This is a genomic window from Dolichospermum sp. UHCC 0352, assembly GCF_009711925.1.
GTDB lineage: Bacteria > Cyanobacteriota > Cyanobacteriia > Cyanobacteriales > Nostocaceae > Dolichospermum > Dolichospermum lemmermannii.
On sequence record NZ_VIKY01000172.1, the window covers coordinates 1 to 14259 of the forward strand.

The 14259-nt window shown below is 38.7% G+C and carries 16 protein-coding genes and 1 pseudogene; 6 read left to right on the forward strand and 11 right to left on the reverse strand.

From position 1 onward, the window contains the following. Nucleotides 1-330: 330 nt before the first annotated feature. The 7 genes from argB to rph form a co-directional block, all read right to left on the reverse strand. Nucleotides 331-1227 (reverse strand): acetylglutamate kinase, encoded by an 897-nt coding sequence (argB, locus tag FJR06_RS11825; protein WP_148762387.1) that lies wholly within the window; start codon nt 1225-1227, stop codon nt 331-333. 109 nt (nt 1228-1336) lie between these two features. Beyond that, a complete protein-coding gene (locus FJR06_RS11830; RefSeq protein ID WP_015083596.1) occupies nt 1337-2299 on the reverse strand; it encodes an FHA domain-containing protein in 963 nt (320 codons plus the stop codon). 156 nt (nt 2300-2455) lie between these two features. Further along, nucleotides 2456-3178, reverse strand: coding sequence for a 6-phosphogluconolactonase (pgl, locus tag FJR06_RS11835; protein WP_015083595.1), 723 nt, complete (start codon nt 3176-3178; stop codon nt 2456-2458). Nucleotides 3179-3494: 316 nt separating this feature from the next. Continuing rightward, entirely contained in the window at nt 3495-3821 is a 327-nt protein-coding gene (locus FJR06_RS11840; RefSeq protein WP_015083594.1) for a DNA-binding protein, read from the reverse strand. Nucleotides 3822-3826: 5 nt separating this feature from the next. Further along, nucleotides 3827-4189 carry a type II toxin-antitoxin system RelE/ParE family toxin gene (locus FJR06_RS11845; RefSeq protein ID WP_015083593.1) on the reverse strand — a complete coding sequence of 121 codons (363 nt, stop codon included), beginning with the start codon at nt 4187-4189 and terminating at the stop codon, nt 3827-3829. Nucleotides 4190-4260: 71 nt separating this feature from the next. Next, nucleotides 4261-5034: an MlaE family lipid ABC transporter permease subunit gene (locus FJR06_RS11850; RefSeq protein WP_015083592.1), complete on the reverse strand. Its 774-nt coding sequence runs from the start codon at nt 5032-5034 to the stop codon at nt 4261-4263. 55 nt (nt 5035-5089) lie between these two features. Further along, entirely contained in the window at nt 5090-5827 is a 738-nt protein-coding gene (rph, locus tag FJR06_RS11855; protein WP_015083591.1) for a ribonuclease PH, read from the reverse strand. Between the two features lie 176 nt (nt 5828-6003). On the opposite strand from rph, the gene FJR06_RS11860 reads away from it, so the two are divergent. From FJR06_RS11860 to FJR06_RS11870, 4 genes and pseudogenes are all read left to right on the forward strand, one after another. Then, complete coding sequence (locus tag FJR06_RS11860; protein ID WP_168651492.1) at nt 6004-6540, forward strand: P-loop NTPase family protein; 537 nt, start codon at nt 6004-6006, stop codon at nt 6538-6540. Between the two features lie 89 nt (nt 6541-6629). After that, a pseudogene (dcd, locus tag FJR06_RS24915) lies at nt 6630-6893 on the forward strand (dCTP deaminase); the annotation flags it as partial. Next, nucleotides 6894-8267, forward strand: coding sequence for an LAGLIDADG family homing endonuclease (locus tag FJR06_RS11865; RefSeq protein WP_371416385.1), 1374 nt, complete (start codon nt 6894-6896; stop codon nt 8265-8267). It begins immediately after the preceding pseudogene. 68 nt (nt 8268-8335) lie between these two features. After that, nucleotides 8336-8728, forward strand: coding sequence for a hypothetical protein (locus FJR06_RS11870; RefSeq protein ID WP_168651495.1), 393 nt, complete (start codon nt 8336-8338; stop codon nt 8726-8728). Between the two features lie 130 nt (nt 8729-8858). Here FJR06_RS11870 and dut read toward each other — a convergent pair whose 3' ends face one another. The 3 genes from dut to FJR06_RS11885 form a co-directional block, all read right to left on the reverse strand. Next, a complete protein-coding gene (gene dut / locus FJR06_RS11875; RefSeq protein WP_015083588.1) occupies nt 8859-9299 on the reverse strand; it encodes a dUTP diphosphatase in 441 nt (146 codons plus the stop codon). A 38-nt stretch (nt 9300-9337) separates the two neighbouring features. Then, complete coding sequence (locus tag FJR06_RS11880; RefSeq protein WP_015083587.1) at nt 9338-10147, reverse strand: deoxycytidine triphosphate deaminase; 810 nt, start codon at nt 10145-10147, stop codon at nt 9338-9340. 65 nt (nt 10148-10212) lie between these two features. Next, nucleotides 10213-11730 (reverse strand): thymidylate synthase, encoded by a 1518-nt coding sequence (locus FJR06_RS11885; protein WP_015083586.1) that lies wholly within the window; start codon nt 11728-11730, stop codon nt 10213-10215. A gap of 152 nt (nt 11731-11882) precedes the next feature. On the opposite strand from FJR06_RS11885, the gene purM reads away from it, so the two are divergent. Further along, nucleotides 11883-12908, forward strand: coding sequence for a phosphoribosylformylglycinamidine cyclo-ligase (purM, locus tag FJR06_RS11890; RefSeq protein WP_015083585.1), 1026 nt, complete (start codon nt 11883-11885; stop codon nt 12906-12908). Between the two features lie 241 nt (nt 12909-13149). Then, nucleotides 13150-13836 (forward strand): PHP domain-containing protein, encoded by a 687-nt coding sequence (locus FJR06_RS11895; RefSeq protein ID WP_015083584.1) that lies wholly within the window; start codon nt 13150-13152, stop codon nt 13834-13836. Nucleotides 13837-13853: 17 nt separating this feature from the next. On the opposite strand, the gene FJR06_RS11900 is transcribed toward FJR06_RS11895, so the two are convergent. Continuing rightward, nucleotides 13854-14259 (reverse strand): hypothetical protein (locus FJR06_RS11900; RefSeq protein ID WP_168651493.1); only part of this gene is annotated, 406 nt, incomplete at its 5' end.

The window sequence follows — 14259 nt, forward strand, 5'->3', positions numbered from 1 at the left end:
TTCGCCCGTACAGTTGTCAGTTGTCAGTAGGGGCGAAGCATTTGGAAGATAAATTATCGGTCATTGCCAAAAATAGTTCTCTAAATGCTTCGCCCGTACAGTTGTCAGTTGTCAGTAGGGGCGAAGCATTTGGAAGATAAATTATCGGTCATTGCCAAAAATAGTTCTCTAAATGCTTCGCCCGTACAGTTGTCAGTTGTTACTCAATAACTTGAATTTTAACTTACCGCAGATTGTAGGTAAATGAAATTTTACCAATGAATCCTGTAGGGGTTTAGCAATGCTAAACCCTTCCGAATTAATTTTGCTGTAACTTGTCCCCAATCTCGATTATTGTCTCGACTGATGAGAACCGAGAATCATTGTCCCAATTCCCACATCTGTAAATACTTCTAACAGTAAAGCATGAGGAATCCGCCCATCAATTATATGTGAAGCCTTGACTCCTTGAGCAAGCGATCGCACACAACAATTCACTTTAGGAATCATCCCTCCACTGACTATACCATCAGTAATTAATTGCCGCGCTTCCCGAATATCCACTTTCGGAATTAAAGTAGAAGGGTCTTTATAATCTCTTAAAATTCCTCTGGTATCAGTCAGCAAAATTAACTTTTCCGCGCCCAAAGCTGCGGCTATTTCCCCCGCTACCGTATCCGCGTTAATATTATAAGCCTGTCCAGTTTCATCAGCAGCCACGCTAGAAACAACGGGAATATAGCCATTACTAGCAAGTGTTTCTAAAATTTTGATATTGACATTACTAACTTCCCCCACAAACCCAATCCCTTCATCACCTTGAGGACGAGCCGTAATTAAGTTACCATCCTTACCACAAAGCCCTACAGCCATCCCTCCAGCTTGGTTAATCAAAGCGACAATTTCTTTATTTACCCGCCCCACTAACACCATTTCCACTACATCCATTGTTGCTGCATCAGTAACACGCAAACCATTTTTAAATTGCGCTTCAATTCCTAACTTGCCTAACCAACTATTAATTTCTGGACCACCACCATGCACTAGAATAGGCCGCAAGCCAACGCAAGATAAAAAGACCACATCACGAATAACTTTATCTTTGAGGTTACTATCCTTCATGGCTGCGCCACCGTATTTAACCACAACGGTACGGCCAGCGAATTGTTGAATGTAAGGTAGTGCTTCGCTGAGAATTTCTACGCGATTAGCTTCAGCTTGCCTGATATACTCTATATCATTAATCATGTTATTACCCAAGTTGCTAGTTATCTAGTTTATGGGATAACTAGCAACAAGAGTTAATCAGCTATGGTGATAGGAGCAGGGGGGAATATTTATGCCCTATTCCCTATTCCTAAGAGAGTTGAAACAAGAAAGTGACTAAATCTCCTTTACCCAAGCTGATGCGATCGCCTGGACGGAGGCGATGTCTGTTTCCAGGTAACAGAGGTAAGTTATTGACATAAGTACCATTGGAACTACCTGCATCTTCTAGATAACAAGCATCTCCCTCAATCCGAATGTCTGAGTGAATCCGCGAAACAATTTCCGAATTTGGGAACCCAGAAACATCTATATCGGGAGGAATACGATCATTCGGCTTACCAATATGCACAACCGAGAGATTTTGTGGTAATTCTATTTCTTGGTTAGCTTGAACATGGAATAACCGTGCTACTACCTTTTGCAATTGCGTATTTGCCACCTTTACTTGTGGTGCGGCTGGGGCTACTTCAGGAACTGTGAGGGGATCGATCTGAGGTACATAAGCAGGAGGAATATAAGCTTCCGGTTCTGGTGCTACAGGCGCAGGTGGGGCTGTCAGCACAGGCGGAATATAAATTTCTGGTTCAGGTGCTACCGGTGCAGGGACAGAAGGAATATAAACAGCTTGTTCCTGAACTACAGGTGCGGGTGTCAGTACAGGGGGAATATAAACTTCTGGTGCTGGTGTGACAGAAGGAACATAAACAGCTTGTTCCTGAACTACAGCCACCGGTGCAGGGGCGGGAATAGCGCTAACAGGAGGATTGGCGGCGGGCGCAATTTCTAAAGCATCGGGCTGTAACAGTTGCATCATCAGGTCAGGAGCGACCACTGGAGCTGGTTGTACAGGGTTAATCGCAATAGTTGGGGTAACTGCGGGAGTAACACCAAAATGGAGATTGTAACCGCACTGACCACAGAAAGCGGCATCTGACTGTACAGTTGCTCCACAATTAGGACAACTAGCTGTAGCTGGTAACGGCGTATAACAAGCTTCACATTGAACAGCGCCGTCTGGGTTGGGATGATTGCAATTAGGGCAGACGATCATGGATTTAAGCCTTAGTGAAGGTCGTTGTAAAAATATTACTGACAAGCACATAAGTAACTTTAGCGTTTAATGCTAACAATTACTTAGAGTGAGAACAAGTTGATCATTGGTGATTATTCTTAATTATCTAAATCATCCAAATCTCAAGAATCATAGTTAGTGTTGAAGTTCCAAACCAGCGGCTGCGTCTAGCAACCAGTAAAGTTCTCCCTGGGGTTTAATTAGCCGAGATGGATAGACGAAATCATCTGCCACCGGTGCGAAAATTTGGGCTAAAGCCGGTCTTTTGTTAGCACCAGCAGCCAAAAAAATCACACTGCGAGCCGCGTTAATAAATGGGTAAGTAAAGGTGATGCGGAGATTATCATCTTTATTACCAACAGTGATTAGGCGATCGCACACCTTGAGAGCTTTTGTGTGGGGAAACAAAGATGCAGTATGGGCATCATCACCCATTCCCAGTAAAACTACATCTAATGCCGGGAACTCTCCCGATGTAGAATTAAAAAATGTTTGGAGATGCTGGTTATACTTAGCTGCATCCACTTCTGGATTAGCCGACAAAGTGGGGATAGCATGAATATTAGTCTGGGGAATAGCAACCTGATCTAACCATGCTCGTCGCGCCATCAGTTCATTGCTATCAGGGTGATCTGCCAGAACATAACGCTCATCTCCCCAGAATACATGAATTTTATCCCAAGGCAACTTTTGATTAGCGATGGCTTCATACAACGGTTTTGGTGTGCTGCCACCTGATAAAGCAATTGTAAACTGCCCCCGTTCGCTAATAGCAGTTTCTACTTTCGACAGAATCAATTCTAGCGCCCGTTGGACGAGTGCCGATACACTGGAGTGGACTTCAACAGTTTTGTTCATGGCATTATCATTACATAGCTTGTTTCTTGGCAATACCATAGCGAACTTTTGACAATTTTCCGGTTTAACTCTGGAAACTTTTAATATCGTCAAGTTAAGCCATCAATTATCGTCCTTAACCTTCTTTATCATTATTTGTGGTTGGTTGTCAGTAGTCAGTTGTACTAATCGCTGATCATCACCGCAGGGGATTGTTGAGAGAATAAAGGATACATCGGTAAATAAACACAACAGATAGAGCTAGTTCTGTTTCTTTTTGTGTTTTCTTATTCATATTTTCTCAAAAGTTACTAGACAAAAACAATAAATAAAATCTTTAAGAAGAAATAACTGTCGTTTGAACATTGATATCAATATTCAGCTTTTTCCGCAAAACATTCAAAATAGCAGTCAGATTATCCATTGTCGGATTACCTTTTGCCGATAACATCCGGTGTAAACTCTTGCTAGGTTTAGACGTTTCAATTGCCAATTGTTCAAAACCTACCGTTGCATTAACAATATCTCTCAAAATCAATCTTGCTGTTTCTGGTTCACCATTCAGGAAGAGAAAAATAGCTTCATCAAGTAGAGCTATTGTGAACTGAGAATCTTTTTCCACTCGTGCGTTAATAGTTTCTGTGAAATCTCTGGTAAGTGCCATAATAACTACCTTTTCTCTTTATTCTTGTTGTCAGTCTCTTGATTTATCGTAAGTTCTTTTTTTCGCTTTTTGTACTCTTGGTACAATTCTTTAGCACGACTAATATCAGATTGCTGATTTTTCTTTGTCCCTCCACCAAATAATACTATAAATTGCTTACCATCCTGAGCCAGATAAATCCGATATCCTGGACCCCAATCAATTTTATATTCACCAATTCCCTCAAACCATTTAACATTTGATGTATTACCTAACTCCAAACGAAACTTAGCAACAGTAACCTTCGCAGCAGCTTGAGCATTCAATCCATCAAACCATTCTTGATAAGGACTGGAACCATCTTCTTTAAGATATTCTTCAACTTTCATAACAGAGACAGTCTTATAGTAACTTATATGTTACCATGCGTCAAGCAGTATTATTCTAAATAAACCTAAAATTACAATATAGGTTTTTCAAACAGTAGCAAAGCCAAGATAAAATCCATAATAAAAATTGCCACCCAAGTAGTAACAACTGCTGTTGTGGCTGATTCTCCCACTTCCTTTGCACCTCCTTGAGTTGTCAGTCCCCAATTACAGCCATTAACAGAAACTATAGCCCCAAAAATTAACCCTTTAAGTAAAATAATAAAAATATCTGATGGTAATAAAAACGCTCTCACCGATTCTAAAAATGTTTCGGGAACAACTTGATAAAATTGTGCAGCCGCAAAAGCCCCGCCAATTATACCTGTGACTACAGCAAAAATCATCATTACAGGCATCATTAAACAGCAAGCAATGACTCTAGGTAAAACTAGATAATCAATCGGATCTGTTCTGAGCATATATAAAGCGTCAATCTGCTCCGTCACCCGCATTGCCCCTAATTCCGCAGCAAAAGCTGAACCAACTTGTCCAGCGATAATACTAGCAGTAAGAATCGGCGCTAGTTCTCGACAAAATGCTAAAGCAAATGCACCTCCAACACTATCTACAGCCCCAAATCTCACTAATTCCCTAGCGGTTTGAATAGTGAAAATCATCCCCGCAAAACCGTTAACTAGCAAGACTGGAGAAATAGAAGCCGGGCCTGCCGTTACCATATGTTCTAATATTTTGCGATAGTAGGTTTTTCCGCGCAGGAAATGCAATAGAATTTGACCGAACAACAGAAATGATGACAAACAGCGAATTATCCAAGATTGTTCTAAATTTCTTTTTGGTTGCAAGCAGTTTACGGCCACTAATTGAATTTTGGTACTTGGGAATTATGACAACTTAACCTTAGATAAACAAAGTATTCCAATCACTAATTGCATTTCTTTGAGCAGTTAATAATTGCTGGATACCTTGTTCGGAAAAATCTAGCATTTGATTTAATTGTTCACGGCTAAAACTACCTGCTTCGGCTGTTCCCTGAACTTCAATAATTCCCATTTTATGATTCATGACTACGTTAAAATCCACATCTGCGGCTACATCTTCAACATAGTTAAGATCCAAAAATGGTTCACCCTCCAACAAGCCTACAGAAACTGCTGCTATTTGTCCACATAAAGGCGATCGCTCTAAAACTCCCTGCTGCAATAATTGAGAAATAGCATGAGCCAAAGCCACAAACCCCCCTGTAATTGCCATTGTCCTCGTTCCTGCGTCCGCTTGTAATACATCTGCATCCACAGTTAGCGTCCGTTCTCCTAAGGCCTCAAAATCCAAGGCAGCCCTTAAACTCCGCCCAATTAAACGCTGAATTTCCTGTGTTCTGCCCGATAATTTCATTAATTCCCGTTCCTGGCGTTTCTGGGTAGCAGAAGGCAACATTCTATATTCAGCTGTCAACCAACCCTTACCACTACCAGTTAAAAATCTAGGTACTCCTTCCGCAACGCTGACGGTACACAGAACTTGAGTATCACCACATTTAGCTAAAACAGAACCAGGTGCAAAGCGGGTGAAATTAGGATAAAAACTATGGGGACGGAGTTCACAGGGGGTTCTCCCGTCAGGACGTTGCCAAGTCATCGAAGTTGCCTTTTGAATTTTTGTCTACAGCCTTTAGATTACCCCAGGATGACTCAGGAATAAGGCTGTTTTACTGATAAATACTGCTGTATGATAACTATATGTTTTGCTATCAGCAAAGATTTACCTTTAAATGTAAGTCGTTAAATTTATAGTGAGTTTTTAAACTTTGCCTTATGGTTGCCCAACTAGAAACCCCAGGTCTAAATTCGACTCTCAGCTTACCATATTCCGTAGAAGGACTATTGCAAGTTTTTACTAGTTCCCAGCGGAGCTTTTTTACGAGCGTCATGGCACAAGCGCTGAGAATTGCTGGACAAGGTACACCAGTATTAATAGTCCAATTCCTCAAAGGTGGTATTCGTCAAGGACATGAACGACCTACCCAAATGGGAAAACATTTAGATTGGATTCGCTGTGATTTGCCCCGTTGTATTGATAATTCCGATTTGGACGCAGCGGAAAATCAGGCTTTGCAACAACTTTGGCAACATACCCAAAAGGTAGTTAATGAAGGTAAGTATTCTTTACTGGTATTAGATGAGTTGAGTTTAGCGGTTAATTTCGGTTTAATTCCTGAATCTGAGGTTTTAGAGTTTCTTGCTCACCGTCCTCCTCATGTTGATATTATTCTCACAGGTTCTCAGATGCCAACGTCTCTTTTAGATGTGGCAGACCAAATTACAGAAATTCGTCGCAGTCATCAACCTTAAGTATTAAGATATCCTAGTAACTTGGTTAAATTATCTGTGAACTTGTGATTAAAAACGACCTCTGGATTACCGAAATGGCTCAAAAAGGTATGATTTCGCCTTTTGAGTCGAGTTTAATTCGTAAATTGCAACCTGATTCATCTCAGCTTCCGCAACCTGTAATTAGTTACGGACTTTCTTCTTATGGCTATGATATCCGTCTTTCTGGCTCGGAATTTCGGATTTTTCGCCACATTCCTGGTACTGTGATTGATCCTAAAAACTTTAATCCTCAAAATCTAGAGTCTACTCAATTACATACAGATGAAAGTGGTAGCTATTTTATCTTACCTGCTCATTCCTATGGTTTAGGCGTGGCATTAGAAAAGCTCGAAGTTCCAGCCAATATTACAGTAATTTGTATCGGTAAATGTTTGACAGGAGATACAAAAATTGTTGATGCAGCTACAGGAGCATATTTACCAATTAAGGAATTTGCAGGTGGACAAACAGCAAGTTATAGAGAAGAAAAGGGGATTATTAAAACTGCTGCTACGACTGTTATACCACAAGGAGTAAAGCCAATCTATCAAGTAACAACTAAAAAAGGTGCGGTTATTCAAGCTACTTCAAATCATCCTTTTTTGACAGAGACAGGATGGAAACCTTTAGAAGAATTAACTTCAGGAGTTAAAATAGCTACTCCTAAATCTATACCAATATTTGGCAATGGAGATTTAACTATTGATGAAGCAACATTACTAGGTTTAATGATTTCTGAAGGTCAATGTCATACTCCTGGTAATAGTCCAACCTTTACATCTGAGGATGAAGTGCTAGTCAATACTTTAAAAAGCTGTGTTAAAACAGTTCTTGACCAAGAAGTGACTTACAAAGGTAAAGATTTTGGTTATCGTTTAGTTAATCAAGTTGGTAGAGGTGGTGTAGTAACTCATAATAGAGCTAATCTATGGTTACAATCTTATGGTTTGAATGTAGGAGCATGGGGAAAATTTGTTCCTCAACAAGTATTTACAGCACCAAAAGTAGTAGTAGCAGCTTTTCTCCGTGCTTTATTTTCTGGTGATGGTAGTGTTTATTTAGTGGGAGAATCTACAAGAGCAAAACCAACTTTAGCTGTTGAATATTGCTCTATTAGTGAACGTCTGATTCGTGACGTTCATCATTTACTATTAAGGTTTGGTATTCCCAGTCAAATTAGAGTTAGAAAGCCAGCAAATGGTCGTAATGCTTATGTTTTAGCTTTTCAATCATCTGAAGCGGTTTTGAAATTCTTTAATCAAATAGGCTTTTTACCAGATTCAATTAAACAAAGAAGATTTGAAGAAAAAATGTATTCTATTCTCTTAGCAACAAAGTCTAGACCACAAATTCATGATCATATACTTTGGGACGAAATTAAATCTATAGAATGTGCAGGAATGGAAGAAGTTTATGATATTTCTGTCCCTGGTTTAGAAAATTTTGTTGCTAATGACATAATTGTGCATAATTCTACTTATGCTCGTTGTGGTATTATTGCCAATCTGACACCTGCTGAAGCGGCTTGGCGTGGTCATTTAACGTTAGAATTTTCTAATTCTTCCAGTGCTGACTGTCGGATTTATGCTAATGAGGGTGTAGTACAATTACTGTTTTTAGAGGGTGAACCCTGTGCTGTTAGTTATGAAACTCGTAGAGGTAAATATCAAGATCAGTTAGAAGTTGTTACAATAGCTCGCGTATAGTCAAATACTTTGGAAAAATAATTTTATTCTCAACACGATATCTTGAAATTATGTTCTGATAGTTAATGATGACTGAAGCCGTTTTAGATCAGCAAGAAGTGACAAAGAGAAACATTAGTCAATTATTGTCACAATTGACTAATATCTATCAAAACACACGCAGCGAAAGGAAGGAAATTGTTACTCAGTTTCCCCCAGATGATGAAGAGTTTTCACTATTAGAAGAAATTGAACTTTTAACAGTAAATTTAAGAGGTTATGCTAGTCAAATTGCAGCTACAGGTCAAATAGTTAATAAAGAGCAGGTAATTTCTCAATTACAAACAATGCGAGTTTTTAGTGTTTCCCCAATTGATAAATTTTACTTTAGCAATAATGGCAAGTATGAACAAATAAAAAATTATATTAGGATGTTGGATTATTTGCGGTTGTTATTGTTAGAATATTTGCAATCTCTTTGAGAGTTAGAAATCAGCACAAATAACTAATTACAAATTGAGTAAAGAGGCAATTACGCAACTGAATTTTTTAATTTCCCTAACCTTCTTATTTTTAATTTTTTGTCACTTGCATTAATGTCTTTCATCTGACCTACTTATTTGCAGTAATTCCCGTTGAACCAAAACCACCAGTTCCTCTAGATGTATCACTTAAGTTATCAACTTCTTCAATTTCAACACGAATTACTGGTGCAATAACCATCTGAGCAATTTTCATTCCTTTTGATATTTTAAAAGGTTTTTTTCCATGATTTATTAAAATTACACCTATTTCTCCTCTATAACCTTCATCTATCGTACCTGGAGTATTCAAAACTGTAATTTGGTGCTTAAGAGCTAAACCACTTCTAGGACGAATTTGAGCTTCGGTTCCTGGGGGTAGTTCTATTGATATACCTGTGTGAATTAATTTGCTTTCTCCAGCAGGAAGTTCTAATTCATCAATTGATATTAAGTCTAATCCTGCATCATTTGGATGTTCATATCTAGGAGTTGTAGCTAAATTGGTTAACTTTTGTATTTTCAGTGTCATCTTGTTCTAGCTCAAAATATGATTCTTTATATTATATTCTAACTTCTACGCAGATCACTTGTAATTAGTGCAATTAACGCACCAAACATTACATATGTTGTTCTATCAGCGAAAGAACTGACTGTATTATACCAATGTTTTTGTGATAGAACTGTGCTATTGGCATCCAGATAAAGATAAAAACATAAACTTAAAATACTAAGTAATATTAAAATTATGTATGGCAATAAATATCGTAAGTTATCCAGCCAATCTTTCTTAAAGATTTTGAAATTATCAGATTCTTTGAGCTTTTTTCTTAACCGTTCTGTATCCTTTCTAAAAGATTCCTCCAACCAACGACTTTCGTCTGAAGTAAGCTGAACTTGTCTGAGCAGTTTTAGTATGTCTGGTCTACCAGGATCATTAGTATGTGGAATAGACGATTTGGTTTTAAGATAATAGAACATGAGAGATACAAAAGTATCTTTCTCTGGGTCTAGTTCTATCGGTTTGTTATTGTGATTATGAACCGCAATCAAAGAAACTCCTTTATAATCTGGATCTAGAGTTGTACCAATATGTCCCATTCCTTGAGAAACCCAAGAAACTTTAGAATGATAAGTTCCAGCAATTTTTTTTGAAACCCAAATAGCTTCATTAGTTTGAATTAAAACTGTAGAGTTTGCAGGAATAATAATTTTGTTTATTGAACTATCATAAGCACTCTTTCCGTCTTGAACTTTCCATGCAAGTTTACTTGCTGTTAGGTTATAACTTGCTCCTTTAAGATTATCTTCATTGAAAGGATATATTAAGATATCCTTACCTAATTCTCGTTTGATATCCCGATCACTTAATGCACTCATAATACTTTTATTGTTAAGTAGTTTAATGAACTGTTTGTAAAAGAAATTGTATCAGTATTGATAATTTACTGCAACTTTAATTTTCCTAAGAATTTATCTTGTTCATAAATAAACTGTTCTTTCATTAACAAAGCCATTTCCGCTTTTTGTAATTCCACACCTAAATACATTGCATGAGATACTTGTAGACCAGGACAATCTGTAAATATTTGCTGGGAAAGTTTATGTGCAGATTTACCACAATAACAATTAACTACTTCTCCAGATCCAGGAGTTGTATGTTCAACAATAATACTACCATCCTGAATAGTAATAATAAAACTACCCGCAGGATCAAAATAGTCTTTTCTTTGAGCAATTTTACTATATTGAGATGAAATTACGTTGGCGACATTTTCAAAACAATCATCATAAATATGGGCGCTTTGACTCATGGTAATTAATGCCCCCATTTTTAATATATGATCGGTTTTATTAATTAAAGAATCATAAATATATTTTTGTAAAGCCCTTAATCCCATTGCATTTGCTGGCCAAGCTGAAAACATATCATTACTTCTAAAAGTTGCAGTTAAAGATAGTTCATTATCAACTATTCTCACCCAAATATGATTAAGACAAGGTGGATTATCATTGTCATCTTGACTAGCATCCCATAAAGACATTACAGCCCTAGCGGAATCAATATCATTGGCTAGTTTGTCAATTACCTTTTCAATTTGATCTCGTCCAAACCAAGAACGTAAACGTTGTCCATAGGTGTATTTTACTCCTTCTCGATTGGGTGCATCATCTAATATTTGCGAAATATATTCTTCTAAAAAACTTCTATCTATTGGTAAATAATTAGGTTCAGGAAAATAAAAATCATCAGGTTCTTCCGTAACAACTGCCATTAAATCTATCAATTCTTGCCATTTTCCATCATAACCAGTTGGTCTAATTGTCCCCGTTGTTTTAATTCTGTGGATGATTTTTACCCAAGTTTCAGCAATGGTTTTCCCCTCAATTCTATGTCCATATCGTGTTCCTGGAAAAACATTTGATTCAACTACATTCATGGCGAATTGTAAGGGTGTTCCCCAAGGTGCTACTATTTCTTTTTGGGCGTAATATTGAATTTTCTCGACAGCATCAGAAATTGATATAGCGTCTTGAATTTCTACGGAATGGCGTAATTTTTCCAAGGCATTGATATCAATATCAATATCAATATAACCAGGAATTTGAGAACGAATTACCCAAGATTTTCGCCCCGCATCACTAATATTTTCTTCCACACCATGACGGAAAAAATCGCCTAAACATTGACAAGCACCAGCGTTTTTATCTTCTTTGGTAGCGTTGAGAATAACTAAATAGTGAACGTGGGGATTTAGTAACAAATTGCGAATTAGTAAGTTGATACCCCTGGTAGGTGAGTATAACTGTCCAATTACAGCATATTCGTTTGATTGTAGATGTTTAGCTACAGCTTGCTTCACCATCCACCCTGTAATTACTGCGGTTTGACCGCTACCATAAATCAATTGGTTTGGTTTGTGCTGGGCTGTGTAATAAAATTGGGTTAGTTGGCTACTCACTTGATTTACCAAATTTTTAGATAGCAATCTTTGATTATTTAGGATACAATGATTGATCGGGATTAATCACAAATTATCAAAAAAAGTCTTGAGTACATAATTTGTGTGATAATAATAACCTAAATTATGAATTGATAACGGTGTAATTAGGCATGGATTATCGGGATGCAGGCGTTGACGTTGAAGCGGGTAGAGCTTTTGTAGATCAAATTCGCAATTTGGTTCACAGCACCTTTAGAAAAGAGGTTTTGGGGGGACTGGGTGGCTTTGGTGGTTGCTTTCAACTCCCCACAGGTTACAAAGAACCGGTTTTGGTTTCGGGGACAGATGGTGTGGGGACAAAGCTGAAAATAGCTCAAATTCTCAATCGTCATGATACTGTGGGCATAGATTTGGTGGGGATGTGCGTTAATGATGTGTTGACATCGGGTGCAGAACCGCTGTTTTTTCTAGATTATGTGGCTACAGGTAAGTTAGATAAGGAACAATTAACTCAGGTTGTTGCAGGAATCGCTACCGGTTGTAAATTAGCTGGTTCGGCTTTATTGGGGGGAGAAACGGCGGAAATGCCCGGTTTTTACCAAGTTGGTGAATACGATTTAGCGGGTTTTTGCGTGGGAATTGTGGAAAAGAGCCGAATGCTAGATGGTTCTCAGGTGCAGGTGGGTGACGTAGCTATCGGTTTAGCTAGTTCAGGTATCCATAGTAATGGGTTGAGTTTAGTCAGGAAAATTGTCAGTGATGGTGGTTTTGCTTGGACTGATACCCCAGATTTATTAAATGGTGTATCTATTGGGGAAACTTGTCTCACGCCTACACGCATTTATGTAAAATCTGTTTTAGCTGCGTTGCAATCAGATTTAGAAATTCATGGCATGGCTCACATTACTGGTGGCGGTTTACCAGAAAATTTACCAAGATGTTTAAGTAAGGGTCAAGGGATTAAAATGATCCCCGATAGTTGGACTATTCCTCCTGTCTTCCATTGGTTAGCTGCGGCTGGTTCTGTGGGTGCTGAGGCTATGTATAATACATTTAATATGGGTATTGGCTTTGTGTTATTAGTTCCACCCCAGCAAGCAGAACAGGTAATTACTCATTTTCAATCTCAGGATATCTCCGCTAATATAATTGGTGAAGTTGTCACTGGAGCAGGTGAATTAGTCGGTTTGTTGTAACAATGGTGGTAAACAGATAGAACCTATACGCAAAATTCATATTTTCTTGATGGAAGTAATTAAAAATACTCATCGCCATCAGCGTTAATATTTGCTAACGTAGTCTTAACATATTGCAAAAATCAATTGGTGCAGTTGAGGAAGTATCTGTATTTACTAGTTAGTGGTATTGGTTATATCTCATTTATAAGTGTGGCGTGTTGGTGTTTTGAGAAAAATGTAATTTTCGTGTAGAGGGGTTATGGTTATAAATTTTGCCCGGACTACTGTTTCTAAGGAACTACTAAAGCAAGTATTCCAACGCATTGATGCACAAAGTTGTCCCCAGTTATTTAATTTTCATATGCACACGGTTCACTCGGATGGCAAACTAGAACCGGGTGATTTGATGAGTCAAGCGATCGCAATTGGCTTAAAAGGTCTAGCTATCACTGATCATCACAGTATCAGTGGCTACCAAGCAGCCCTGGCTTGGTTGGAAGATTGGAAGTGGAGTAATTCTGATGCTCATGTTCCATATTTGTGGAGTGGTGCAGAAATTAATGCCAATCTGCTGGATAATGAAGTTCACATTCTGGCTTATGCTTTTGAGTCAGAACATCCCAGTATGAAGCCATACTTACAAAAAATTCCTAGTGTCGGCAAGGCTTATCAAGCAGTTAACGTGATTACAGCTATTCACGAAGCGGGAGGACTAGCGGTACTTGCTCACCCAGCCCGGTATAGGCGATCGCATTTTGACCTCATTCCTGCGGCTGCGGGTGATGGTATTGATGGTGTTGAGACTTTCTACGCTTACAATAACCCTAAACCCTGGAAACCTAGTGTGGTGGAAACTGAGGAAGTTCAACAATTAGCGGAAAAATTCGATTTATTTAGCACCTGTGGTACTGATTCGCACGGCTTGAATTTGCTGCATAGGTTGTAAATCTGTATTTACCTCTTTTAAACTCCTGGTTTACTAACCAGGGGAAGTAGGAGTAGGGGAGTAGGGGGAGTAGGGGGAGTAGGGGGAGTAGGGGGAGTAGGGGAGTAGGGGAGTAGGGGAGTAGGGGGAGTAGGGGGAGTGAAAAAGAATTTTTCCCATGACCAATGACCCATGACCAATGACCAATGACCAATGACCAATGACCAATGACCAATGACCAATGACCCATGACCAATGACCAATGACCCATGACCAATGACCAATGACCAATGACCAATGACCAATGACCAATGACCAATGACCCATGACCAATGACCAATGACCCATGACCAATGACCAATGACCAATGACCAATGACCAATGACCAATGACCAATGACCCATGACCAATGACCAATGACCCATGACCAATGACCAATGACCA